Origin of the sequence: Anaerobacterium chartisolvens, from assembly GCF_003337415.1 — a bacterium.
In the GTDB taxonomy this organism is placed as follows: Bacteria; Bacillota; Clostridia; order Acetivibrionales; family DSM-27016; genus Anaerobacterium; species Anaerobacterium chartisolvens.
The window spans coordinates 1-25989 of sequence record NZ_QPJT01000041.1 but is presented as its reverse complement, the minus strand read 5'-3'; the positions used below and the strand labels follow the sequence as shown (position 1 = coordinate 25989).

Genomic DNA, 25989 nt, shown 5'->3' with positions numbered 1-25989 from the left:
ATGCTGCCCCGATACAAGGGCTTTCTTTGTTTTATGCTGCTGTACCCCTTTTGCCTTTCGTATCCGGGAATTACAGCTTTCTTTGTCAAGGTGCAAGTCTCTCATTTTGCCTATTGATTTCCAGTAATATCTTTTGTATAATTACAGTAGAAGTAAGGGTTTATACAGCCCTTGAATTTAATAGCTTTGTTGATTTACTTGGATACTCAGTGTTTGCGGCACTGGGTATCTTGCTTTTTACGGCTGCTGCCTTCGGCCTGCTCTTTAGCCGGGATATCAGTAGGCCCCCCATCAGGAAGCCGTGCAATATCCCTAGGATGAAGACCGTTGTTACGTGTGACTGTGTGTAGAGCTGCTGCATGTTTGTGTCACCTCCCTTCGGTCATTCGTATTAAGAAATAAGAGTTAACCTAATAGAATTTTTCAACAAGAGTTATCAAAAATACTATCTTCATTTGTTTTAAAGAATTCTTTTATTTTTCTTGAAGTTATAAATGAAGGGTTTCTTTTTCCCGACTCAATCATTGAATATGCAGGCCTAGAAATTCCTATTTTGGACGCAACATCCTTTTGTCCCAAATTCATTTTTTCTCTTAAATCTATCAATTTCTTTCTCATCAGCCACACCTCAAATTATATAGTAACTATAGGTTACTATATAATAGTAGCAACCTATAGTTACTTTGTCAATAATTATTTTAGGAAAAGTAGCTTTGAGTTACCTTCGTTTAATAATATTAGTTTTTACTATATAATTTAAATGTCTAAGGGGTGAACTTATGAGTTTTGGTGAAATTCTTAAACAACTAAGAAAAGAAAACAACGTTAAACAAAAAGATTTAGCAAAGCACCTTAATTTTACAAGAGAAGCAATATCAAATTATGAGACCAATCGCAAAGAACCTGAATTTGATACTATAAAAAGAATAGCTGAGTTTTTTAATGTTTCAATTGACTTCCTTTTAGGTCATACTGATATACGCACTCCTGTCGACAAAAAGGAGGAGGACTCTGCTTTAATGCTAAATAAGCTAATAGAAGATAATCAAAAAGAGTTTTCCTTAATCCGAAAGATTAAGGAAAATGGCATTGAGTTAGATGAAATTGAAAAATATGTAGACTTTTTGATTAGTAAAAAAGACAAATGAAAACGTCCTAGCGTTTAGGACGTTTTCATTTACTAAGACATTTAGGCTGCTTTGGCTGATACCATATTATCATTGATGCAGATGAAGTTATAGCAGCAGCGCATAAGGTTACAAACATTGCAATAGCTGTTAGAATTTTTCGCTTCATTCTTTTCGTCCTCTCAAATATTATTTTTATTCCCAATAAGCACATTAATCTTATTAATCGCTAAATCAACAGCCTCTTTATGCTTTTTAAAATCTCTAGTTTCTTCTTCAATAACCGTAGCAGTAAATTTTGATATAAATTTAAACATCAATATATTAAGAGCAACAAATCCAATACATATAAGCATGTATGTAACTTTAGTTGTCAAATCCATTATATCAATCTGCTTAATAAATGTAAATAATGAAAACATTTCTATAGCATATAGTATCAGCAAAATAATTGTTGCCATCTTTCTTATGTCCTTATACTTCTTCAAGTCAACCAAAACCACACCGCAGTTCCATAACCATATTACCGCGATAAATTGAATTATCCTCTCGGGTATGGTACATACTATGCGTAAAATATTATCATCATATATTTTTAGAATATTCTTTTGTATGAATATGGCAAGCGGAGGTATATACAATATTTCTACAGTCATTAAGAATCCCGTAAAGAAAGTAACACTCGCTAATGATTTAGTAATTTTTATTCTGTAGCAAAATTTTATTATTATAGTATAGGCTATAAAATGCAAACCAATTGTCATAATCCCTATAGGTACAAAGGTTCTTATAACATATGATGAAATAGACATAATAGCCGCTGTTGTAATCAATTTCAATAACTTTCTAAGGCTGTTAATAAAAATATATTCTTTTTGCCCGGTAATCAAAAACCCTAAAAACAGGTTAAAAATCGACTCCGGGATACTTACAAGCAATAAAACAATAATGTTCATAGTATCCATTAAACTTACTCCCTCTGACATGGTAATCTATATGGAAATATACCCCTTTCACAATTATTTAAAATTTTATATTATCTTGCAAAGGAAATCAATAGAAATGACTGCATTTTATTGTCTATCGACAAAAGAAGTGCATAAGTGACAGAATATGATAATATTCATGCTTGCTGGATGCTGTGGTAAACATGCTTTTATAGAGATTTTTTAAAGAAATTGAAACACAGGGTTTTCGTCAATAAAGGATAATATGTAATTATCGGAGGTATGGCTTATGATTTTACAAGAAAACGCAACAGGAAGACCACTTGCTGATGCTAATTGGCTAGTCTCCCATCATCGAGCTAAGCTACCTGAGAGAATAGCTTTTGCTAAAAGAATAGCGACTCTTAATCCAAAGAGCATAGTGGACTTAGGATGCGCATCAGGATTATGGTTTGAGATATTGAATCAATTTTTACCAGCTGAATGTGAGTTTATAGGAATTGATGGCGATGAAGAATTACTAAATATGGCTGCCCATAGAAGTAATTCATGGGAACGAAAGGTCTCATTTCTTCAACTTGACTTAGAACATGAGGCTTCACGAATCCCGCCAAGCGACTTAACTCTGGCATTTAACATTTTCCCATATATCGATGATCTCGACTCGTTTGTAGATGCTTTATCAAGGAGGGTTCCACGCGGAACACTTGCTATCCGTCAATATGATGGCGCTTCGATTCGTTTTGGGCCTATGCCAACATCAAGACGACAAGATATAGAGATAGAGCTCAGAATTTCAACCGAATCTAGTCAACGATTCCATCATTACGATTTAGATCGAACTTTTAATGCCCTCCGTCACTCGTCTTACCAGCAAAGCTGTTTTGAGTTCGAACTATTTGAACGGTCAAGTCCGTTTCCCATCGATTTTATACCATATTATAACGGAACCCTGCTTTGGACTTGCCAGTTTCTTTCAGAAAAATCTGCTCAATATCTTTGCACATGGATGGATAACGATTCCCTCATGCGAAACCGATATTTCTACGAAGTTGACTTAGTAGCCATACTGTCATAGTCTTGAACTGCAACTCGCCATAAACCCTTAAACTGTGCGGCAAACATATTAAATATTTCACGGTCCCTCGATAGAAGAACAATTGGATCTTGAGGTATGTCTCGAAAATCCCAATTAAATAGAACCTCAGTCGTGCCATCCTTATAAGTTAATAGAATGAAGCCTATTTGGGGCTCAGATTGCCGTATTAACTTAAATGCATAACGACCAGAACACTTATCTCCCTTAATGCAGCTCTCGATTCTTCGAAACCGCTCTATTGCCGCCGAATCTCCAATATCTTTCCACGTTAACCCTTGTTCTATCTGACGAGCAATTTTCATGGCAGACTGTTGATAATCATTGGCATTATATAGCCGTTCACTAGTCTGCTCATTCTCGTCGCCAAAATTAAATGATGTGTTCTGAACATAATCTAAGATGGGCAATCGATGGATAATATATTCCCATGTCCTCTTAGGCGTCCCGATTTTTGTGACATGTAAGTAATTTTTAACAGCCTCGTATACCTTATCAGAATCAGTGGAGACTTTTTCAACCTCTCTATATACAGCGATAATATGGCTAATGATCAATATGATCACGGAAAGGAGAAAAGCTGGTATCGCCGCTAGCGAGGATTGTGTAGTATACTTTAGAGGATTTAAAAAATAAGTCAGGACAAACGTCACAAGCGCTAATATAGGGCTTAAAATTAAAAATATCCATTGAAATTTGTGCTGTATCGGCTTTTTCATTAATACTCCCTTTCTGTCAAGAATACATATCTTCACCAAATGATTTCTATAGCCTTTTTGCTTATTGAAAAGCACGTTCCGCTTTAATAGCGACTTTTTTATATGGACGCTTTGAATGGATTTATGCATAGCTGGATGTCGTATGGGAATATAATTACATATTATCCTGCAGTACTCCCAAAATTATAGCATATAATTTTATTATCTGCACTATTTTCCCATAAAAATATAACATTATAATGTTTAAAGTATTTTGAGAATTCTGTTGGATTATAATCAATTGACAAGCTTTTGCATATAATATAAAATATTACATGCAAAAGAAAACTGTAAAGCAATTATGGCGTTCACAATATGCTATACTTATGGAGGAATGACGAATGCTCAATTTACCAGAGCTATCCAGCCGTTATCTTAATTACTGCCAGTGTCAAAAGAATCTGAACGCCAAGACCTTAAAAGCCTATAGCATTGATATATCTCAGTTTATTTTATTCATGAGCAATACCGACGGAATGTTGGGCAAAGTAAATTTATCTGAGTATTTCGCCAGCCTGCATCAGGCGTGCAAGCCTAAAACCGTAAAAAGGAAAATCGCCTCTATCAAGGCCTTCTGCGCATGGATGGAGTATGAAGAAATCATAGAGCAAAATCCTTTTAATAAGCTCAATGTAAAATTCCGCGAGCCCCATCTGCTTCCGCGAACCATGTCGCTGGATGTAATTGAGCTGTTCTTAAAAACCGCATATCAGGAGTTATCCGATTCAACAAGCTCAGCATATATGCACAATACCTCACTGCGTAACGTTGCCGTGCTGGAGCTTCTGTTTTCAACAGGAATAAGGGTATCGGAGCTTTGCTCACTAAAGCCCGAGAACATAAACCTTATAAACAAAACCATCCTCATTTATGGAAAGGGCTCAAAAGAGAGGATTATTCAAATCGGGAATGAGGAAGTGCTTTCTGCCCTGATAAATTATAAGGCTGCATATCAGGAACAAATTCAGGATACAGGCTACCTGTTTATTAACCGCCTGGGCTGTCCCCTGTCCGAGCAATCGGTTAGGTTCATGATACGGCGGCTGGCAGAGAAGGCAGGAATACCGGCACACATTACCCCCCATATGTTCCGGCACTCATTCGCCACACTGCTTCTGGAGGAGGATGTAGATATACGCTATATCCAGCAGCTCTTGGGCCACAGCTCAATAACCACCACTCAAATTTATACTCATGTCTCTACCCGAAAGCAAAAGGACATACTGGCCTTAAAGCATCCGCGCAATCGCGTTGTTTTAAGGTAGGGTAATGGGTCAACTGAATCAATTCTTCCTTTTAAGGTTCTGACGCTCCATCTTTCGGAAACACACATTTTCGTGTAGAAATCCCTTTTTAAAGGGTCTTTTATTTTAATGAGTTCAACAAAATGTGTCCATAATAATTGTCGCATCAGTGATGCGACAATTTCATTATCAGGATAGTATTCAAAAAACTGAATCATACGGAATAGGCTTGAACGGCTGAAATCTCTGCCATATTCTAAAGTAAGCTGTTTGCTAACATAGTCTATTATCTGCTTTCCGTATTCAGCCCGGTCTTGCTTTACTATTTCTTGCTTAATGATTTTTCCAAACCTCAAACAATTTTCTACCAGCTAAAGACATGTAATGCGATTATTTCCCCATAGTCAAGGTTGAAAATACTAAAAAACACGAAGATATATAATAGTGTAGAAGTACTGGAAATTTATTAACTGAATTTACCCATAATATTTGTCCGAATTTTTAATTGTCCGTTTGTCTGGCATTGTAATTATCCTATAGGGAAATCAGGGCAGACAATCAAGCCGGACAATAAATACGGACAATCTTTTTTTGTAAAACATACCTGTTTTAGCTGGAAATTATATATTAAAAATATCTATTTTCAGATAACCATTTTTCAGCATCCTCTTTACTTAAAACCACCACTGTTTTTGAGTTTTTTGTTTCGCCTATCATCTCTACCCATCCATCCCTTTTGAGCAAATTCAATATCTGCCCCGCAGCCCATTTTGATATATTCATCTCAAGCTTTATATCCCTTACTGTAGGCAACCTGATTTCCTCACCGGCTTCTTCAGCCAAAACCCTGTCACAGATATTTTTCCTGAATATTTTTTCAGGATTCTCTTCATCTTCTTCATCAGGGTCAACACTTATATCATCTTTAATGACCTCCCACTCCCCATTATCCCACTCCAGCACCTCTCCCCGGCTTTCCGTTCCCATCTCCTTCCACCACTCAACCACGCGCTCCACCTCCTGTAACACATTCTTATCCTTACCACACCATTAATCATAACTCCTGATTGCAGATACTTTCTTATCAAAGATAGCACTCTGCTGTCCTTTATCGTTCTTGATAAAATTCTCATCAGCTTGTCATGGTTTACTGTATCGAAATACTTAGCGAGGTCACTGTCTACAGTCCATTTATGGCCTGCATCTATATACTCCTTGCATTTCTTTACAGCTTGGTGTGCGCTTCTGTTTGGACTGAAACCATAGCTGAACTCTGAAAATTCTTTTTCGTAGATTGGTGTTAAAATCTGTGCAATGCCTTGGTAGTATGACCTCTGCTGACTTCTCATGATAAATCTTATTTCAACCATATTTCAAAGTTTATTTCTATATGTCCGTCAGACCAGAGCTTTGCCTCCAGCTTCCTTCAGATTCCACCTCACGATGGACACCCTTGCTATTGGCTAACGGTTGGCACTATCAACCCCCGTATCGGACTTCCACCGACCAGAAAGCGCCCATGCTGGGCGCACGCAGATAGAGCAAGTCACGAACCGTCCCTGCTTGCCCCTGCGGCTAGATTGGCTTGTTGTTTTTCACTTAAACTTTTTCACTATCTCTATATATTATGGTCATTACTAATAAACCTTTCAACTTCCTCAAGCATCGGCAAAGAAACCTGTGCTCCCCGTTTCGTCACTGTCAGGGAACCGACTGTATTTGCAAAATCAACAGCCCTGTCAATGGATTTATTATCTGTCAGCGCAACTGCAAGAGCTCCGCTGAATGAATCACCGGCAGCTGTTGTGTCAATTACCTTTACTTCATGTACAGGCTTATATAATATTTTATCCTCATTGTTATATATAACTCCTTTTGAGCCCAGTGTCACAACAACCTGTTTCACACCCTTTTGCAAAAAATACTCTATTCCCTTTTCGGCATCCTGCACCGACTTGATGCTTAAGCCTGTAATTATGCCGCATTCGCTTTCATTAGGGGTTATAATATCTATTTGTGACAAAAGTCCATCATCCAGGCTGGCGGCAGGCGCCGGGTTCAGCAAGACCTTAACGCCGTTTCTTTTTGCTGCTTGTACGGCTTTCCTGACTGAAGCCATCGGTATCTCCAATTGCAAAAGCATGATATCGCAGCTTCTGATGACAGGCTCAAGGCTGTCAATCCATTCCGGTGTAACAGAATAGTTTGCACCGGAATCTAAAATTATAAAGTTATCTCCGTCCTTCACCACAATTACGGCAATTCCGGTAGGAACTTCTTTAATTCTCATAATATTCTCGGTATTAACTCCGTTTGCTGCAAGATTATTTATGAGCGAATCTCCGAATATGTCTCCTCCCACACATCCAGCCATCGTAACTTCCCCTCCCAGCCGGGATGCAGCTACTGCCTGATTTGCCCCCTTTCCGCCCGGAGCCGTCATAAAGCCTTCTCCGTGTATGGTTTCTCCAAGGTTAGGTATCCTTGGAGTATTCACCACAAGATCCATATTTAAACTTCCTATAACAATAATTTTACCCATTTTCACACCTCTTCCGTATTACGCCAGTAATCACCCATTCAGAAGGTTTTGGGGTGTTCTGCCTTTAAAGACATCAATAATTCCCTGTGCCGTTGCCATACTGACCGTTGTATATGTTTCATAAGTTTCTGCCGCAGTATGGGGGGTACATATCATATTATCCAGCTCAAACAGTGGATTCGACGGCTTTGCAGGCTCCTCTTCAAATACGTCTGTAGACGCACCGGCAAGCTTGCCTGATTTTAGTGCCTGATACAGGGCTTTTTCATCTACCAGAGCACCGCGTGCCGTATTGACAAAATAAGCACCGTCCTTCATTGTTTCAAACTGTTCCCGCCCCATAATATGGTATGTCTCCTTAAAGCTCGGCAGGTGCAAGCTGACAATATCACATGACTTCAGTATTTCTTCAATGCATGTCATTGTAACATTCAGATCTTTTGCCTTTTCAAGATTAGGGTATTTATCAAAAGCATAAATTTTGACACCAAAGCCTTGCAGCTTTTCGGCAACTCCCTGTGCTATGGAGCCAAAGCCTAAAAGCCCGACACTTTTCCCTGCAATCTCCCTTCCCACAAACCTATCCCAATTCCCCTTTTTCAAGGAGCCGGTCAAATAGGGAATATTTCTGACAGCCCCTAAAATAAGTCCCACGGCCAATTCCGCCACTGCGTTGGAGTTCATGCCCTTTGCATTTGTAACCTTAATTCCATAGTCTTTTGCCTTATTCAGATCAATATTGTCCACACCTACGCCAAATCTGGCTATAGCCTTTAATTTGGGCGCAATCCTAAAGACCTCTTCATTCCACGTATCAACTCCTGCAACCACGGCATAAATATCCGGAACCCGCAGTTTAAGCTCATCAAAAGTCATCGGTCTGCCGAATTCATTCTCTATAATCTCGAATCCTTCGCTTTCAAGAAGAATCTTTGCCTGTGAACAATACTTTGAATAATTTGTTGCAGTTACAAGTACTTTCTTGCCCATTTCAATATTCCACCCTTCCATTCTTTTTAATTGGGGTTTATTATAACTTTGATTTCACTTCCGCCGGGCTCGATTAACTTATCAAAACCTTTTTTAATATCCTCAAGCGGAAACCTGCCCGTAATAATCTTATCCAGCTTTATCAAGCCCTTCGACAGATATTCCAGTACCATTTCCCCCTCTGCCGCAAACCCGGTCGAGCCTATAAGCCTGATTTCCTTGAAAATCAGTTCAGTAAGCGGAAAATTTATATGCGTACTGCCGTACCCAAGAGCAACAACAGCACCGCCTTTTTTGCAGGACTTTACTGCCAGAGCGTATGTGTCTGCAAAACCTGCGGCATCTATTATCACATCGGCACCTTTACCATTTGTCAATGACTTGATTCTCCTCTCAGCAGATGCGGCATCCCCGGAATTGATGCAGACATCCGCACCCACTTCTCCGGCTATGCCCAGCTTTCTGTCAGATCGGCTGACAGCAATGACTTTGCCTGCACCTGCAATGCGGGCAGTTTGGATCGCAATCAAACCAATTGCACCACAGCCCATCACTGCAACAGTATCCCCCACCCCAACACCTCCGCATCTTACAACGCGAAAAGCATTTCCTGCGGGATCAAGCATAGCGCCCTCGTTATAGCCGACATTACCAGGAAGTGATAACAGCTGTTTGTCAGAAATACACAGGTATTGGCACATTGCACCATCAAGAAACACCCTCTTGGACGAGCCTATTAAAAACATATTATCACATAGGTTGTATGCCCCTGTCCTGCAGTAGATGCATTTCTCACAGTAAATCTGCGGATTAACCGCAACTCTGTCACCTTTTTTCCAGGCGGTAACACCCTCTCCAACCGATTCAACAATTCCAGCCGCCTCATGGCCCATAATTATTCCGGGCTGCCGCCTCTGTATATCCCTGCCGGTATAGGGAGAAATATCAGAACCGCATATACCGGCAGCCATTATCTTTACAAGAACCTGCCCTTTGCCTGCCAATGGAATGTCACGGTTAACAATCTCGAAATTATAGGGTTCTTTAAACACTGCACATTTCATAGTAAACTCCCTGTCAGTTGATTATGACTTAAAAAACACTACCCCTTAACCGCACCTGCGGTTAAGCCCTTTATGATGTACTTTTGCAGAAAAAGCGAGATAATCAGAATCGGTGCGGTAATTACAACAGCAGCAGCCATTAAGCCCGCCCAGTTAACATCTGTGTATGATATAAAGTTAAATACCGCCATCGGAAGTGTTTTAGTGTCGTTTGTGCAAAGAACAAGTCCGAAGATAAAGTTGTTCCACGAAAATATAAATGCCAGAAGGGAGCATGTCAATATGCCCGGTGCCGAAAGAGGCAGCATAATTCTGCAAAATGTTCCCACCCGTGAGCATCCGTCTACCCAGGCGGCATGCTCAAGATCCTTCGGCAAGGATTCAAAATATGGAATCATTATCCAGATAATCAACGGCAGCGCAACAAGTAAATGAGAAAGGATAAGGGCCGTATAGGTTCCCGTAATATTGAGCTTCATAAAAATAATATACCATGGTACAAGAAAGGATATCGCAGGTATTATTCTGACAATCAATATTACCGAAGCAAACATATTCTGCTTCTCGCGCGCAATGGAATACGCTGTCGGCAGGCCGAAAATCAGTGCCAGACCTGTAGATACGACCCCGACGTACAAGCTGTTCCACATAGGCTTCAAAAAAGCATATTTGCTGAAAACATCAATATAGTTCTGTACCGTAGGCGAAAATACAAGCAGCTTTTCTATATTCAGCAAATCCACCATGTTCTTAAAGGATGCAATAAGCATCCACAGAAAAGGGAATATCGTGCAGAACAGTATAACTGCCAATATTATACTGAAAGCTATGTTTGAAGATATATTCCTTATCTTTTTATTGCTCAACACTAGAAGTCCACCTCCACCTTGCTTTTTATCTTAATAAATGCCAAAGCAACTGCAAGCACAAAAACAAAGAAGACAACCAGCGTTGCGGAAGACTGGCCAAACTGGAAGTTTTCAAATGCCTGCCTGTAAGCCAGAATATTCAATGTTTCCGAAGCAAAACCCGGTCCCCCCTGCGTCGTAGAATATATGATATCAAAAGTCTTCAGCACATCAATAAGCCTTAATATAATTGCAACAATAATCGTAGGAGCCAAAAGGGGAATAGTTATCTTACTCAAGGTCTGCCACCTTGTCGCCCCATCAATCATAGCCGATTCATACGGTTCTTCAGGTATTGCACTTATCCCCGCAAGGGTAATAAGCATTACCATTGGAGTCCACTGCCATATATCAACCAATGCCAGTGACATAAGCGCAGTGTCCGGAGAACCAAGCCACAGCTGCGGTGGTATACCAAAATTCCCTAGCACAACATTCATAATACCTATTGTCGGCTCGTATATCAGTGTCCAAACAAGTCCTATCGCAACAGGGGTTGCAACCATAGGCAGCAGGAATGCTGTTTTTACAATATTTTTACCCAGGAAATTCCTATTTAAGAAAAGTGCTATTGTCACACCGATAACCACTTCAAAAAACAATGCTACACCTGAAAAAATAAGTGTTCTGTAAACAGCCATAATAAACCTGCTGTCCGTAAACATATTTGTATAGTTTTTTAATCCGACCCATACCATAGGAGCATTTTGGGACATGCTGGTCTCATAAAAGCTTAATCTTATAGTATACAAGAGCGGAAATACTACCATTGCCAGTACAAAAATTATTGTCGGCAGTGTAAATACGTATTTTAAGTTTTTATCAACCCACTTTAATAACAATTTTCCATCCTCCTCACTGCTTCAGTCAGGCTGACAAATCCGCATATCCCGGAGTATACAGGATATGCAGATCCATCTGCACAGCATCAGTATTATTTCTCTTTATCGAGCAGCTCCTGTACAGCTGCGTTTGCCTTGTCAGCTGCGGCCTTAACATCCTTGCCTTCTATAGCGGCTATGATAACGGTACCGATTTGTGTCCTTGCTTCTCCGACATTAATCATATAAGGCCTGTCCGTACCGACACTTACAGGCGTGGTTTGATTAATGACATCAACAAGCTCCGAAGGGAAGTTTTTGCTTGCGTCCTTATTTGACCATGTGGATGCACGTGCGCTGGGGTTGCCCGCAAGCTCTGTCTTAACGTCCATATCCTTGCCCATTATCCACTTGATAAACTCCCAGCTGGCCTCCTTATGCTGTGAGCCGGAGCTGATACCAAGATCCCATGCGGTAATGTTGTACGGTTTTGCACCTGCAGGCCCTGCAGGAAGTGCGAAGTAACCAACCTTGTCGTAAATCAGTGATGACTTCTTATCAACGGCAAAGCCATACTGGCTGTCTGCATCAATTCTCATCGCAGCTCTGCCCTGCGTGAAGAGTGACTGGGTATCTGTCCAATCCATGTTTCCAACACCTTTAGGTCCGTAATTCCTCAGCAGATCCCCATAATACTGAAATGCCTTAATAGCTTCAGGAGTGTTGATTACAGCCTTGCCGTCATTAATGAAATCGCCTCCGAATCCCCGCAGGAAGCCTGAAAATTGTGTAACAGCAGCCGGGCCTTTTCCCCTTATAGCTATGCCGCAAATACCATTTGCAGGATCGTTCAGCTTCTTGGCCGCCTCAGTAAGTTCATCAAATGTCTTTGGGATCTTAACGTTTGCTTTTGCAAACATTTCCTTGTTGTAGTAAACAATTTCTCTTTCGGTCATGACAGGAATGCCGTACAGCTTTCCATCCCTTGTGCTAATCTCCAGTCCCGTCTCAAAAAAGTCTTTAATATCAAAATCTTGGGATTTGGACACATACTCGTCCAAAGGCTCAAGCCATCCGTTCTTTGTGTAAAGCAATGTGTTCTGCAGCGGTGCAAATGCTATAACATCCAGATCCTTTCCGCCTGCTGCGGAGCTGACTGCAACCTTATTTGCGATCTGGTCATTGGCCAGTTGCTGGAAGTTTACAGTGATACCCGTATTTGCCTTAAATTCCTCAAGACCTTTAACCATTACATCTGTCCATTTTGCGCCAAAACCTACGCAGCTTATTGCCTGGCCCTTATAGGGCTGCTCGCCGGCCTGTGCGGCTGTTCCGCCTGATTGCTCCGTACCGTTACCCGTAGCAGCCTTGCCAGCCGTATTGTCGGCCGTATTACTCCCTCCGGCTCCACAGCCTGCCAGAAGTGCCATAATGAGTGCTACTGCCAGAAAACTGCTGAGTAAACTTTTAACTTTTTTCATAACATCCGCTCCTCTTTTTTTATTTATATATAAAATGCAATGCACGTTATATATCAACGCCTTCCGCCGTATAAATACCTGATGCCTTTATAAACACTATTACAAAAGCTCCATGCATTTCCCAAATTCCTCAGAGAATGCCGCAAGCTCATCTGAGCCTATGTCAAGCAGCGGTTTTCTCATATGTCCCATATCTATGCCTCTCATTTTCAGCCCTTCCTTGAAATAAGACATATTCGATCCGCATTTAATGGTCTCGGCTCCCCGTGTTGCAATCTTTTGCAGCCTGGCCGCTTCTTCATAATCACCTGCGGTATATGCCCTGTAAACATTAGCAAAAAATTCCGGGAATACGCTCGAACACCCCGATACTATGCCGTCACAACCAATCATAAGTGAAGCAAACATCAGCGTATCTGCTCCCTGTACTACCGAAAAGTTATTATTATTTATTCTTGTATAGTGTACAGTCCTGTTCATATCAGGATAACTATACTTAATACCTATTACATTGGGAGCTCTCCTGACTATTTTCTCAACAACCTCCGGTTTAAGATCATTGCCTGACAGCTGAGGGATATTGTACGTATACACAGGGAAATCTTCCGGGACGCTCTTGGCAACCGCAACATAGTACTCCTCCATTTCACGGTCATTTACTTTAAAGTAAGACGGTGTAACTACACCGATGCCATCAGCTCCGATTTCATATGCGTGCTTTGCAAGGGCTATCGTATCGGCCTGGGACATTGCACCTGCATGGATAAACGCCGTCAGCCTTTTGTTGTTCTGCCTGACCACCGTTTCTGCAACAAGCTTCCTTTCTTCCACAGTCATTAGATACATTTCACCGGTTGTGCCAAGAGGGTAAAGGCAATTTACTCCTCCCTCAACCAAGAAATCAACATGTTTTTTAATAGCAGCGGTATCAACTTTATCATTGTTGTCAAAGGGTGTAAGCATTGCTGTTATAACGCCATGTAATTTTTTCATAATTAAGCCTCCCATAAAATGAATAATATACTGATGGAAACCTATAACCGATTTCCGTCCGATGCACCTATACTAACAGGAATTTATTGAAGGTGTATATCGTTAATTTTTTTAAAACGTCGCAACATTTAATGAAACCGCATCGTCATTTTTTATGAAACATCGCAGAATTATAAGACTGTTGTTTCTTGTACCGAATACCGAAACCAGGCTGCTTTGCTTATCTTCAGCCTGTATAAATGCTCATGGAATAAGTGATGGAATACCTTATATAGCAGTAGGTTATAAAAAATCAAAAACACGGCTATTATAAAACAGACATAAAAAAATAAGGCTTACACATCAAGCCCTATTTGATCAAAAATTCCTACCATTTCCTTAATTGTCCCTGCTTATTCATTTTTTATATATTTGTTCGATCTTTGCCTGTAAATCCTCCATTGATTTTTCCGGTGCCATCCTGCTGACGATTATATCCTGCATGGTATCGTTTACCAGCCTTAAGTCGTATACCTTGCCTGCCGCAGACGAAAAGTCCCCTTTGTATCCGAGAAACGTAAAGTCTTTAATAGATTGAATAAAAGGCTTATTCATAGGATCCTGCCATATGGGATTGCCCTCAAGCCCCGAATATACAGGACACAAAAGAGGAGCGCTATTGTCTATCCAGCTTGAATACCAGGCTTTATCCATTAAGTATTCTACCAACATCTGTGCTAACTCCGGGTTTTTTGAATTTTCGAAAATGCCTAAAGTGTTTTCTATCCCGGGTACGAAACGTCCTTCAGGTCCGCGGGGTAAAGGTGCTATCCCTGTATTTTTGTATAGATCCGGGTTATCTGTTTTAGCTTTATTTGCAATACTTCCTGAATTGAATACAGTTACAGCCTCCCCGGATAGATAAGCTTTGTTATTGCCGCTGTCGTCCCAGCCTATTGAACTGGGAGGAGTGGATTTATCCACAAGAAACATATTTGAAATCAACCTGACTGCAGCAACAGATTCCGGGCTGTCAACCGTAATTGTTTTCCCGTCTGCACCTACTTCAAAGCCGCCAAAGGACCATAGGACCGATCTCGTAAACCATTCAGCATCCGAATTGGATTTACCGTATCCGATTCCCGCGCCATAGACTCCCTTTTCAGGTTCTGTCGTTGCTTTGGCAACCCTTCTGTATTCATCCCATGTTTGAGGCGGCCGGTTAAATCCAGCTGCTGCAAGAATATCCTTGCGGTAATACATAACCGTCGTTTCCGCCCAAAAAGGTATACCATACTGTTTTCCCTGAAACGTTACCGCATTTTTAAGGATGGGATAAAAAGCTCCATTTTGCTCCTCTATCTTTTTATAAAGCGGGCTCAAGTCTGCTAAAGCACCTTTTTCATAAAACCGGCCTACTTCCTGATATCCCAAAAAACTTACGTCCGGTGTATTACCGGACTCTATTGCCTCAGCCCATTTGGGTATCAAATCCTCATATGGAATGATTTCAACGTTTACTTTAACATTATACTTAGCAGCAAAATCTTTTCCTCTTTGGACTATAATCCTGTTTGTATCCTCAACAAGCCCTTTTTTCATCCAGAAAGTAATTTCTTTTTTCCCTTCGGGATTCGTATCCTCAATTTTATATACGGATTGGCCGCTTTCCATACCGTTAGCACTTCTATCCATGCCACAGCCGATAAAAACTACTGCAAACATGCACGAAACCAATACCAAACTCAATAGTCTGCTTACAACCGTATTTGTTTGCAACATATTTTCATCCTCCACCGAGCATTATAATATAATGGCAGCAACTATACTATTTATCTTATGAATCTATATTAACAGCAGATATCAAGGTAAGTAAATCTTCTATTTTTGTGAAGTATCGCAATATCTGCCGACAGCCAATCGTCTTTTTTTATAAAACATAGTAATTTTTTATGATATAAGAATTTTCTTCTTCATTATACCATGAATAACATTAATTTACTGATTTGCGACATGTCTACGATATGGCATATTCATGACTTGTATGTTTCCCTGAACTGTCCGGGTGTTATGCCTTCATACTTTTTGAATACTTTTATAAATGTATTGGCATTTGAATATCCTGCTCTTTCCGAGATCTCGGAAACCGTCAGCCCAATCTCCCGTAAAAGTATTTTTGCCTGACTTATCCTGTATCTGTTTACATACTCAACAAAATTCATTCCCGATACTTCTTTAAATACCAGGCTGAGGTAAGACGGTGACAGTCCTACGGAATCTGAAACATTATCTAAAGACAGCTCTCTTTCGTAATTGTTTTCTATGAATTTTATTACCTTTTCATACACTTTAAGGTTATGGCTGCTCTTCTTGCTATTTACAAAATCGGTTACCTCCCCAAAGAAAAACAGAATGCAGTCCTTCTTTTCCATAATTGTATTTTTCATACTTATTTCATTATAAAGGTCACTTTGCGATTCAAATACATCTTCAATCGCAGCCTGTATTTCATAAACAGTCCTGACAAGAGTACCGACAAGAGCGTTAAAGAAGTTGTTTATCATTGCTGGAGACGCATTGCCGCTTAAGTTGCGTGAAAAAAGGTCATCGAGCATAAGCCTGATGGATTGCATATCACCGGACTTTAGCTTGTTTACAATATGCTTTTCCGACTCAATCGGGTATTCAAAAATATTTTGAGGTATGCTGCTGACCTCATCAATGTGAATAATTGTGTTCTGGCCTTTCACTACCTTGTATTTCAAGGCAAAAAGAGCTTCAATAAAAGACCCTGAGCAATTTTCATACCCGTTATAAGCTTTACCGATACCAATTGTAAAAGTTATACCGAAATTTTGACTGAAGTATTTATTCGCTTTATCAAGGAAGTCGTTAAAAGCTCCTATATCCTCACAAGAGTCTCCTTCATTTATTATAGCCGTCACCTTGTCGGTTCCTTTTTTTACTGCATAAACTCTGGCATCTTTTATAAACACCTTTGACGCAATAGATTCAATTAACTCTGTTACGCCCATATCAAACCTTCTTTTTGAATTTTTTGCCATACTTGAGTAATCATCAATCTCGAATACAATTACCTGGAACATGTTAAATGGCAGCTGCAGTCCGATGTTTTCAATTGCTTCCTTGAAATTTATATCCGCAACCTTTCCGTCCAGTAAATCGTTGAGCAGCTTTTCCTTCAGCATAGGAACACTTTTACTGAAAGACTCTCTTAAGGTTTCATTTTCACTATATACATAGTCAATTATATTATTGATAAACAGAAATTCATTATCCCCTTTTCTGCTTCCACTCTCCACTTTTCTATTATTATTAATAATGCCTAAATAGCCTATAATCCTATTTATAGGATCGTATACCCTTGTAGCCAATATATACGATAAAATCAGCCCTACAAAAAAGCTCAGGACTACTGTTAAAATTGTTATATTCCGTATATCATACACTTTTGACGCAATAAAAGAGTTTGGAATCAACGTAATATATCTCCAGTCATTCACGTTGGAAGACGTAAATTCTATTGTAAGCCTTTTACCGTCAATATTTCCGTTTATTTCACCTTCCTTATCACTTGCAACCGGAGCGTACTTATCCAATATTCCTTTAATAAACCTGTCGTCACCGCTGTATTGGTACTGTTGATCATTACAGAAAATAACATTATCCTTGGAATCTATAATGTATGTCAGTATTGGTGCATTCTGGTTCATAGCACCAATTACATTGCTTAACATTTTTTCATCAATATTGGCAGCAACTGTCGCCGTAGGATTTATGCTGCCTACAGGTATTGACCGCACAAAAGTAACAACAGGATTGCTGGCATAATTAAAATATATTTCCTGTCTTCCTATAGAACTTAAAACATAGTTTTCATGGAAAACCTTTTCCCAGTCCACCTTTGATTTATATACACACACTTCCTTTAAAAACACATCCTCACGATATACGTTCTCAAAGTTTACAATATTTTTTGACTTGTTAAATCTAATCCAGATATTTGAGGCAATATCATTAGTTTCCCGCAGTGAATTGAGAAAACCGCTGATATCATTATATATATCCTCGTTTGAAGCAGTTTCCTCATAGGACAGATAGCTTGCCTTACCTACTCGGTTATCCAGAGCCAGCTTCAGGCAAATATCGTTAATCCTTGTTAATTCCTTGTCAATAGAGTCTCTCGTCTGCTTAAGTATAAGTATATTCGATTTTTTTACTTCCTGCAAAAGCCGTTTGGAAGAATTTGCATAAGATAATGCACCCACTATTGAAATAGATAAAACAATAAAAGCAGTAAAACAAAACAGAAGCTTAATAAAAATACTGTTCATTTTGAACACCTGTAAACTTTGGGGTAAAAATTTCATTCTCTCTCCCTCTGCTATCCTAAAATTTTTATAAGGAAAGTGTTATTGACTGTTCAGTATTATACGTTTTTTCCTCTTAATATAAAAATAACCGAAAATTAGACTTGTTGGACTAATTAAAAGCTGATCCCATATACCATCCTTGCAATAGGATTAAATATTTCTGCATTGTTCCCCTTATTCATGACATTTGAACAATCATCTGTATACCTGAAGGCATATCTATTATGTCAACCATTTTATTATAAGCCTTCTTTTGAATAATATCAACTGTTCTTTGGGCCGATGGCACGGCAAAAGCATGAACCTATCTTGATCCTATTGGCATCTTCACGGAATGTTACGTCCAGATTCCGATGCATTCTTTCCACACCCAGTGTTTTCTAATCCCACTTGCATATTCTTCAACTGTCATGACACTTCCCAAATGGTATGCCCGTTCTTACGTGACCTTGCCCCTTTTTTCACACCTGCGAATAACCATCCCTATTCCTACAAGTTATGTATCAATGGGAAGAGGATTGATGGAAATTTACTCAGTATATTTTGAAGATTTCAGTAATGCTTCATCCTGAGAAAGCAGCACTTTATATTTTACAGTCCTCGAGCTGTCACCCACCTTTTCAAGCCAGCCTTCCGAGGTTAACATCTGCAAGCTCTCTAAAATGTATCTTCGGTTTATCTTTAAAAGCTCCTCTAATTGCCGTATGTTAGGCAAGTATAGCTCCTCTTCCTCTCCTGAAGCTATTTCAATAATATACTTTTTTACAATTAAAAACTCAGTGTCGCTGCTATTCTGTTCTGCCGCCTGTATGCCGGATTCCTGCTGACTTACATCAGTCTCTGCTTGTACATTATCCCAATCCAGCATTTCTCCCCGGCCTTCCGTTCCTTTCTCCTTCCACCACTCAACCACACGCTCCACCTCCTGATCCGATATATATGCCGACTGAAACCTCACTGGAGCGCCTATTGTGAGCATTTGTTCTTTCCCTTCTTTGCCACTACCATTAGATCCGCCAGCTCTAATTCGTTTATGATGTAGTCCCTAAACTCCATCTGGCTTTTGAATTCGTCTATGCTGCTTTTAAATGCAGCCGCACTGTCTGAGGAAATGGCAACGGTAAGCCATACATCGGCATACCTTCCTGACTGTATTCCCCTTAAATACAGTAGCGCGTCCAGAGCCTTTACCTCCTCTGAACGCGCTGTTTCCGCAATGTCCCCCGATTGCCGGGTGTTGATGTTCCTCTGCAGCCTCCGCAGCTTCGATTTCATCTTGAAGTCGAATTTGAGCTTGGAGGGCTTGAAGTGCAGGGAATAGTTTATTATTATCTCCGGGCCGGTGTGCTCACCGTGGGTTATAAAGTACAGCATCCCCGGTATGGCCTTCTCCGGAAAGCCGGTTATGAGGAAGGTCTTGACGTGCACGTCGTTTATGCCAAGCCTGTCCCTGCCAAGCTTAATTTTGTTGGCCAGCATGTTATCAGCTCCTCGTATAATATTTTTTGTAGGGTTTTGATAGAGGAATTTCCAGTTATTAACCCCTAAGGGATTGACCCTAAACTCACTGGAAATTTATCTTTAAGCTCCCCCTTGGGAAAGCAGAAAGTTTTCTTTACGGAAACTCATTGATTCAAATCGCCGGGGTGCAAAAAAGTTTTTTAAGTGCGGTTTACAATGAGGGGGTCCCATATGATAGCCTATTGGCTGGCCAGCCATCTATACCCCCTTAGCCCTTCTTCCTCGCGCATACATCGGGGGGTATGGAGGGATGGCTCGCTGGCAGGACCTCATATGGGAGAGGCTCGTTGTCAACTGGATTCTTGAAAAAGTTTTTTATGCTCCGGCACTGAATCAATGCTGCCCCAATACAATACTATTGCCTTTATCCAATGCCCGTGTAACAATAATCTTAGGCCATTGAGGTCAGTTCTGTTCAGCTCCAGTCGAACCCTTATGGGTTGCTTCTGTCAAAGTCAGTTCCCCTGGCCTGGTGTTAGCTTTGTACCGCTGGGTGTTTGTCCGGCCCCCTCTCTCCCGTATGGCAGTTCGAGGAGTCGTGCAAGGAGGTTTCCGGAGCGTATTCTAATTGCGAGGATGTTGATGCACCAGGTACCACGGGCATTGGTTAAATTAATGGCCTTCAAATTTTTAACAGCAAGGAGGTGATTTCATTGTCAAATTCATTACTGGTCGGTATTGATGTTAGTCTCAACGACAACAAAGTTCGTATCCTCCATCCTGATGGAACCAGTCTTTCCAAATTTGTTGTTCATAACTCCGTTCCCGGTGCTAAAACCCTTTCTCAGAGGGTTGCAGGGATTGCGGAGAAGAACAGCTTTGACTCCATTGTCATTGGTCTTGAATCAACTTCTGTCTATGGGGATCCTCTTGTTTACTTCCTTAAGCAGGATGCCTCCGTGAATAAATTCAATACCAAGATCCATGTACTTAACCCAACCCAGGTAAACAAATTTAAAATGATGTACCCCGACCTCCCAAAAACCGATGATATAGATGCATGGGTTATTGCCGAACATCTACGCTTCGGGCGTATTAACAAGGAGGTCTACATGGATGACAGGTACAAAGCTCTCCAGAAGCTTACAAGAGCTAGATTCCATACGGTTCAAAACCTTGCAAGGGAGAAAAACTGGTTCCTCAACAACCTGTTTCTGAAGTTTTCTTCCCTTTGTCAAGAGAAGATATTTTCAAACAGGTATGGAGCTACATCCAGCAGCATCATTGAAGAATTCCTTTCCGTTGATGAAATTTCCTATATGCCAATTGAAGAGTTGATTGAGTTCATCAACAAAAAGGGTAAGGGCCGTTTTAAAAATCCTGAGGAAATTGCAGCTGCTGTTCAAAAAGCCGCCAGAAGTTCGTACCGCCTCCCCAAGACAGTTACGGACTCCGTCAATCAGGTTCTTGCTGTATCCATGGCTGCCATGAAAGCATACAAGGAACAGCTCAAAATCTTTGATAAGGCCATTGAGGAGCAGATCAAGCTTATTCCCAATCCATTGACCTCTATCAAAGGAATCGGCCCTGTTTATTCTGCTGGAATCATAGCAGAAATTGGTGATATTCATCGTTTCAAGGATCAAGCCGCCTTGGCTAAGTTTGCGGGTATTGCCTGGACCAAGCACCAATCAGGCAATTTTACGGCTGCACACACACAACTGATTAAATTCGGCAACCGGTATTTGCGTTACTACTTCATGGAAGCCACCAACAAAGTGAGATTGCACGATCACGAGTTGAAACGCTTCTATGATCTAAAGTACAGCCAAACCCCCAAAACGCCACATAAACGAGCACTTGCACTAACTGCCAGAAAATTTGTCCGTCTTGTCTACGCCCTGCTGCGTGACAACCGGCTTTATACACCGCCGAAAGGAAGGTAATTTCCAATTGGCGTTCCAACTCCTACCATTTTTTACATATGACTTGTGGTAGGCTTATTAGGGGTTCCTTCTTTATGCTCTTTTGCACCAAGTCCCTGAGGTTTTTTAAAAATTTATTTCCAATTACCTCTTGACATTTTACCGCTGGACTTTTTGTTTGGGATGTATATAAAAAAACAAGGTGAACAGCTTGGGGGCTGAATGCCTTGTTTTGGGGTGGGTTGTGTAGTGTCACATTATAAGCCTAACTAGACGCTTTCTATTACACTAATAATTTTTTTATTGTCTCAATATCACATTTATCTATTTTTATTTCAATTGTATATTCAACATCATTTTCTTCTCCGTCGTAGTCAAGATACATTGCCGCATGATACGACAGATATTCACCACTTACAAAAGAAATCATTATTTCAAATAAATTGTTGTTTAAATCTTTAATCCGATTTGAAACTGTAATAAAAGGTTCATAAATATTTTCATTATACTCGTTAATTTCTAGATAATTTTCTAAATCACTAAAAGCTATTTCAATAGTAAAATCATCATCAATTGAATCTTGCTCGACAACATCGTTGTTATAGTATATGTTATCTTCAAAATATGACTTGGCCATATACACACACATATCATCAACTAGATATTGATAACTAATCTTCATAGCTTCAGCAAGTGAATTAATTCCAGTATTAATAAGAGGTACAATCTCTGTCCTATATTCATCAAGAATGCTTTGAATATCTTTTTGCATATTACTCCTAGTAATAGTAATAACACTAGAGAGGTTCTTTAGAATGCAGTTATTCAAAGTTTCTTCTGTAATTTCTTCATCTATTTCCAGAATGGAGCAAAAAAATTTTCCATCATTTTGATTTATTTCCAGAGAACAGTATTCACAAGCCCCTAATAGTCTAACATCAGTAACAGATGCAATATAATTTGAAGTAATAAAAAGTAAACTTTTTTCACAACAAGGGCATTTTATATACTTTTCATTCTCCTTTTTCTTATTAAAAATTGCTTGTATTTTATCTGGATGCGCCATTAGATAGTTACATATAGTTTTAGCTTTAAGCCACCTGCGTTTTAGATTAAGTGCTAGGTTCAAATTCAATATTTCTGCAGCTTCAGTTAATACTTCTGTGTCAGTATAAATATGATTTGCTTTAGCAAAAGGTTCAAATTCTGGAATGCACTTTGCATATATACGAAATAGCTCTGGAAGTAATAATGCTATTCTATTTTCCATTTCTTTTGGTGGAAAAGTAAATGTATAGTGTGTAAGATCATTTCTGGTGTCATTTAATCTTTTTAATCGGTTATACGTTTCCTTATCTATTGAAAGAGAGTATGCAACTATTACACAGTGAATAGCATCTAAAAATTGAATAGTGCTTTCGCAAGAATTTCTTTTCGATACAGACCATAGATTTTCTACCTCTTGTTTTAAATACTTATTTACATCCGCATAAATCAAATAAGGATTATATTTCATAACCAATGCTTTAAATAATGTTTCTGTTGAGTGATGAAGATTTATGGTAATATCTTTTAAGAGAAACTCATAATCCGGATTTGTTTCAAGCATGGTAGCAGCTTGTTTTAAGCCAATTATACATTTTTTTAGTGAATCAAAACCATTTTCTAAAAGGTTCATGACAACCCCTCCATTTAATTTATCATTTATAAAAAAGAACCGGATTAGTAGCGTTAATCTCCGTCACCTAGATATCCTTTAACAATATTCACCTTAAATAGATGTAATTTGTATTTTGAAAGTTGTACAATATCTGTACCAATTAATACTGTAATTTTTTAAAATTATTAATATTCTTCATTCCTTTATCTTCTTAAACAAAAACTTCAGCAACTTCCCATTATAGCCATAATCTCACCCTCACACCGGAAACCTATCCATGACCTTATCATACTTCTCCTGAGCCTCAGTAATCGCCAGCTTTGAGTAAACCTCCAGAGCCTGCCTGCTCTCATGCCCCGAATAAGGCTGAATGAACGCATCGTCTACCCCCTGCTTCTTCAGCCATGTAAAGAGGAAATGCCTCAGCTTATGGGGCGACAATTGCTGTTTTATACCTGACTTATTTGTATATTTCGCCATAATTTTCCGAATTCCTCTTTCCGAATACTTCTTTTTCCATGAAGATTCAAATAAATATGAGGCCCCCTTTTCCTTCATGCTCCTGTGGTGCATTGCAAGCAGCTCCTTGAAGGATTGCGGGAATGGCACCATCCTGTCCTTCTTGCCCTTCCCCTGAGTTATTCTGATCCTGCAGCTCTGGAAGTCAATCTCATCAAGCCTTATATTAGAAAGCTCACTTACCCTTGCCCCGGTGTAAAGCAGCGTTTTTATTATCAGCATATCCTGAAAATTGCTGGAGCTCCATACCGCATTATAGTACCGTTTCAGCTCCTCCTCTGTCGGGACATAGGGCAGCTTCCTTGAGCTTCCCGGCACCCGCACCTCAAGCTCTGTACGCAGCTCCTTAAACAATGCTTTAAGATAATAGTAATCCGGCCTTTCACCTCTTAAATATTTTGCAAGCTCCCTTGCTTTTTTTCTTGCCGGTATACTTATATTATTCATATTAAATTCGCTCCTTAAGAATTCTTCAGGCAGCTAAAAAGTTCCCATAATTGCAAGAGTGGGAACTTTTTATTTGATATTAAGATGCTTATTATAGAAAAGCAACATGTTTTTAACGTAAAAATGCAGAAGTTTCAATTCTAAAATAGAAAAGGGAACTTCCGCACCTTTACTAATAATTTTACTTTGCTGATAAACATTTTCCTACATATAATTCAATTTCTTCTATTACTTCATCATCTACTATGAATCCATCATCTAAAAATTGTTGAAGAATTTTATCTTCCTGAATCTTTTCAACAAAAGGTGTAAAATTTTTTTGCCGCATTGCTTTGCCCATTAGCCATACAGTATATTTTATATTGGAGCTAACAGGTTCATTTGACTCCTGTTTTTTAGACAACTTATTATTTCCCTCTTTGAGAAGAGTAGATAATTCATTTTCCGATAAATGAGAAATAATATCGTCCTGAGACAGTATGCATATAAGATATGATAATTTAAAAGAATTTTCCCCCTCCAAAGAATTTATTTCTTGGTATTTGTCCAATAGCTTTTCTTTTGCATCAGTCCGTTTCAATAACTCGGACAAACCATTAAACTGCTTTATCTGAGAGTTTATCCCCCCTTGTGGAGTATTATATGCAATAATATCCTTACTCAATGGATAGTTTAATACAGTCTCAATCAGCTCCACTGTTGACATACCTTTTAGGATATCTTCGGGTATTTGGCAAGCTTGAAGCATTTCATCATGAGAAGTGAACGATTTCCATTCCTCAGTTCCTGGCTTAATTGGAAAGTGATATTCATCAATATTGTCAGTGTTTGTTCGATTTTTTGAGCAGGAAATAATTGAACACATGCTAATTGCTATTATAAGTATAACTAACAAATTTCTCAAAATTTTTTCACCCCCTTTCAACTCATCAAAAAAATTTAAATATTTTTGAAAATTTTAATCCTATATAATATTAATATACTAACATAAAAAATCCAATGAGATGCTGAAGCTCACCTCTACCTCAAGCTGTCTCATAAATTCCCTGTCTAAGAATTTATCTCTGACTATTATATGAAAAACCGCCTGCTCTGCACCTCCCCCCTCGTTTCATAATATGGCTATACTTATACCCGCACCAGAGATCAAAAAAGCAGCGGCACATGCAATAAGGAGCAGCAGCACATAGGCACTCTCAAGCCTGTCCCCTGACTTGCTTCCCGTGCTTGACAACGGAATCCTCAGCCTTATGTCCAGCACCCCGTAAACAGCCCTGTACAAAGTGTATTTCTTCAACCCTTTGTGAACACCTGCTTTTTTCAGGAGCATAGGGATTACCGACAAGGGAATGCCCTCTTTTGTAAACATATCCGCCAGATACAAATGACTAGCATACCCTAGAAAAAAAGCATTCCCAAGGTATGCATACCCCAGCTTACCGGCCAGATAAAAGGCGCATACCGAATACAGCACAAGCCCCTCGGTGCTGTGGAGGAAGGAACGGTGCGGGAATATGGCTGTGGCGATAAGAAGCAAGCCCGCAAGGTATACCACACCGTCCCCCGTGCTGTTAAGGTTATATATGAGTATGGCTGCCCCGCAGCCCGCATATGCCAGAAACATTACAGCCCT

At 39.6% G+C, this 25989-nt stretch carries 28 protein-coding genes; 5 read left to right on the top strand and 23 right to left on the bottom strand.

Annotation, left to right across the window (positions count from 1 at the left end; genetic code table 11):
• Nucleotides 1-160: 160 nt before the first annotated feature.
• Together DFR58_RS20560 and DFR58_RS20555 are read right to left on the bottom strand one after the other, a co-directional pair.
• Nucleotides 161-361 carry a hypothetical protein gene (locus DFR58_RS20560; protein ID WP_114300162.1) on the bottom strand — a complete coding sequence of 67 codons (201 nt, stop codon included), beginning with the start codon at nt 359-361 and terminating at the stop codon, nt 161-163.
• Nucleotides 362-423: 62 nt separating this feature from the next.
• Nucleotides 424-618, bottom strand: coding sequence for a helix-turn-helix transcriptional regulator (locus tag DFR58_RS20555; protein ID WP_207659304.1), 195 nt, complete (start codon nt 616-618; stop codon nt 424-426).
• 161 nt (nt 619-779) lie between these two features.
• Here DFR58_RS20555 and DFR58_RS20550 point away from each other — a divergent pair, with 161 nt between their 5' ends.
• On the top strand, nt 780-1148 hold the full coding sequence (locus tag DFR58_RS20550) for a helix-turn-helix domain-containing protein (RefSeq protein ID WP_114300160.1): 369 nt from the start codon (nt 780-782) through the stop codon (nt 1146-1148).
• A 25-nt stretch (nt 1149-1173) separates the two neighbouring features.
• Here the strand turns inward: DFR58_RS20550 and DFR58_RS20545 are convergent, their stop codons facing one another.
• Nucleotides 1174-1296, bottom strand: coding sequence for a cyclic lactone autoinducer peptide (locus DFR58_RS20545; RefSeq protein ID WP_114300158.1), 123 nt, complete (start codon nt 1294-1296; stop codon nt 1174-1176).
• 13 nt (nt 1297-1309) lie between these two features.
• Complete coding sequence (locus tag DFR58_RS20540; RefSeq protein ID WP_114300155.1) at nt 1310-2092, bottom strand: hypothetical protein; 783 nt, start codon at nt 2090-2092, stop codon at nt 1310-1312.
• Between the two features lie 271 nt (nt 2093-2363).
• Here DFR58_RS20540 and DFR58_RS20535 point away from each other — a divergent pair, with 271 nt between their 5' ends.
• Nucleotides 2364-3152 carry a class I SAM-dependent methyltransferase gene (locus tag DFR58_RS20535; protein ID WP_114300153.1) on the top strand — a complete coding sequence of 263 codons (789 nt, stop codon included), beginning with the start codon at nt 2364-2366 and terminating at the stop codon, nt 3150-3152.
• Here DFR58_RS20535 and DFR58_RS20530 read toward each other — a convergent pair.
• Complete coding sequence (locus DFR58_RS20530; protein WP_114300151.1) at nt 3119-3889, bottom strand: hypothetical protein; 771 nt, start codon at nt 3887-3889, stop codon at nt 3119-3121. The genes DFR58_RS20535 and DFR58_RS20530 overlap by 34 nt on opposite strands.
• Before the next feature lie 380 nt (nt 3890-4269).
• Here DFR58_RS20530 and DFR58_RS20525 point away from each other — a divergent pair, with 380 nt between their 5' ends.
• Nucleotides 4270-5193, top strand: a complete 924-nt coding sequence (locus DFR58_RS20525) for a tyrosine-type recombinase/integrase (protein ID WP_114300149.1) — start codon at nt 4270-4272, stop codon at nt 5191-5193.
• On the opposite strand, the gene DFR58_RS22665 is transcribed toward DFR58_RS20525, so the two are convergent.
• The 14 genes from DFR58_RS22665 to DFR58_RS20455 form a co-directional block, all read right to left on the bottom strand.
• Complete coding sequence (locus DFR58_RS22665; RefSeq protein ID WP_170138259.1) at nt 5121-5528, bottom strand: DUF1016 N-terminal domain-containing protein; 408 nt, start codon at nt 5526-5528, stop codon at nt 5121-5123. The genes DFR58_RS20525 and DFR58_RS22665 overlap by 73 nt on opposite strands.
• Nucleotides 5529-5799: 271 nt before the next feature.
• Nucleotides 5800-6180, bottom strand: a complete 381-nt coding sequence (locus tag DFR58_RS20515; RefSeq protein WP_170138256.1) for a hypothetical protein — start codon at nt 6178-6180, stop codon at nt 5800-5802.
• A complete protein-coding gene (locus tag DFR58_RS22450) occupies nt 6087-6521 on the bottom strand; it encodes a reverse transcriptase domain-containing protein (protein WP_423230852.1) in 435 nt (144 codons plus the stop codon). The genes DFR58_RS20515 and DFR58_RS22450 overlap by 94 nt, the downstream gene beginning before the upstream one ends.
• 269 nt (nt 6522-6790) lie before the next feature.
• Nucleotides 6791-7714, bottom strand: coding sequence for a ribokinase (gene rbsK, locus DFR58_RS20505; protein ID WP_114300142.1), 924 nt, complete (start codon nt 7712-7714; stop codon nt 6791-6793).
• A 30-nt stretch (nt 7715-7744) separates the two neighbouring features.
• Nucleotides 7745-8704 carry a phosphoglycerate dehydrogenase gene (locus DFR58_RS20500; protein WP_114300140.1) on the bottom strand — a complete coding sequence of 320 codons (960 nt, stop codon included), beginning with the start codon at nt 8702-8704 and terminating at the stop codon, nt 7745-7747.
• A 26-nt stretch (nt 8705-8730) separates the two neighbouring features.
• Entirely contained in the window at nt 8731-9768 is a 1038-nt protein-coding gene (locus DFR58_RS20495) for a zinc-dependent alcohol dehydrogenase (RefSeq protein ID WP_114300138.1), read from the bottom strand.
• A gap of 38 nt (nt 9769-9806) precedes the next feature.
• The gene (locus DFR58_RS20490; RefSeq protein WP_242987756.1) at nt 9807-10637 is read right to left on the bottom strand and encodes a carbohydrate ABC transporter permease; all 831 of its coding nucleotides are present in this window, start codon (nt 10635-10637) and stop codon (nt 9807-9809) included.
• Nucleotides 10637-11518 carry a carbohydrate ABC transporter permease gene (locus tag DFR58_RS20485; protein ID WP_114300137.1) on the bottom strand — a complete coding sequence of 294 codons (882 nt, stop codon included), beginning with the start codon at nt 11516-11518 and terminating at the stop codon, nt 10637-10639. Before DFR58_RS20485 ends, DFR58_RS20490 begins: the two co-directional genes overlap by 1 nt.
• A gap of 92 nt (nt 11519-11610) precedes the next feature.
• Nucleotides 11611-12978 (bottom strand): ABC transporter substrate-binding protein, encoded by a 1368-nt coding sequence (locus DFR58_RS20480; RefSeq protein ID WP_147273223.1) that lies wholly within the window; start codon nt 12976-12978, stop codon nt 11611-11613.
• Between the two features lie 99 nt (nt 12979-13077).
• Nucleotides 13078-13971 carry a dihydrodipicolinate synthase family protein gene (locus DFR58_RS20475; RefSeq protein ID WP_114300135.1) on the bottom strand — a complete coding sequence of 298 codons (894 nt, stop codon included), beginning with the start codon at nt 13969-13971 and terminating at the stop codon, nt 13078-13080.
• Between the two features lie 396 nt (nt 13972-14367).
• Nucleotides 14368-15732, bottom strand: a complete 1365-nt coding sequence (locus DFR58_RS20470; RefSeq protein WP_114300134.1) for an ABC transporter substrate-binding protein — start codon at nt 15730-15732, stop codon at nt 14368-14370.
• Between the two features lie 251 nt (nt 15733-15983).
• A complete protein-coding gene (locus DFR58_RS20465) occupies nt 15984-18305 on the bottom strand; it encodes a helix-turn-helix domain-containing protein (RefSeq protein WP_170138258.1) in 2322 nt (773 codons plus the stop codon).
• Between the two features lie 568 nt (nt 18306-18873).
• On the bottom strand, nt 18874-19323 hold the full coding sequence (locus DFR58_RS20460) for a GntR family transcriptional regulator (protein WP_114300132.1): 450 nt from the start codon (nt 19321-19323) through the stop codon (nt 18874-18876).
• Complete coding sequence (locus tag DFR58_RS20455; protein WP_114300131.1) at nt 19311-19823, bottom strand: hypothetical protein; 513 nt, start codon at nt 19821-19823, stop codon at nt 19311-19313. The genes DFR58_RS20460 and DFR58_RS20455 overlap by 13 nt, the downstream gene beginning before the upstream one ends.
• A gap of 292 nt (nt 19824-20115) precedes the next feature.
• Here DFR58_RS20455 and DFR58_RS22010 point away from each other — a divergent pair, with 292 nt between their 5' ends.
• Nucleotides 20116-20268 (top strand): hypothetical protein, encoded by a 153-nt coding sequence (locus DFR58_RS22010; protein ID WP_170138257.1) that lies wholly within the window; start codon nt 20116-20118, stop codon nt 20266-20268.
• Nucleotides 20269-20518: 250 nt separating this feature from the next.
• Nucleotides 20519-21751 carry an IS110 family RNA-guided transposase gene (locus tag DFR58_RS20450; protein ID WP_114300130.1) on the top strand — a complete coding sequence of 411 codons (1233 nt, stop codon included), beginning with the start codon at nt 20519-20521 and terminating at the stop codon, nt 21749-21751.
• Between the two features lie 262 nt (nt 21752-22013).
• Here DFR58_RS20450 and DFR58_RS20445 read toward each other — a convergent pair whose 3' ends face one another.
• From DFR58_RS20445 to DFR58_RS20430, 4 genes are all read right to left on the bottom strand, one after another.
• Nucleotides 22014-23408, bottom strand: coding sequence for a hypothetical protein (locus DFR58_RS20445; protein WP_114300129.1), 1395 nt, complete (start codon nt 23406-23408; stop codon nt 22014-22016).
• A gap of 240 nt (nt 23409-23648) precedes the next feature.
• Nucleotides 23649-24356 carry a tyrosine-type recombinase/integrase gene (locus DFR58_RS20440; RefSeq protein WP_114300128.1) on the bottom strand — a complete coding sequence of 236 codons (708 nt, stop codon included), beginning with the start codon at nt 24354-24356 and terminating at the stop codon, nt 23649-23651.
• Nucleotides 24357-24537: 181 nt separating this feature from the next.
• A complete protein-coding gene (locus DFR58_RS20435) occupies nt 24538-25260 on the bottom strand; it encodes a hypothetical protein (RefSeq protein ID WP_114300127.1) in 723 nt (240 codons plus the stop codon).
• A gap of 207 nt (nt 25261-25467) precedes the next feature.
• Nucleotides 25468-25989: metal-dependent hydrolase (locus DFR58_RS20430; RefSeq protein WP_147273222.1), on the bottom strand; the 522-nt coding region annotated here is incomplete at its 5' end.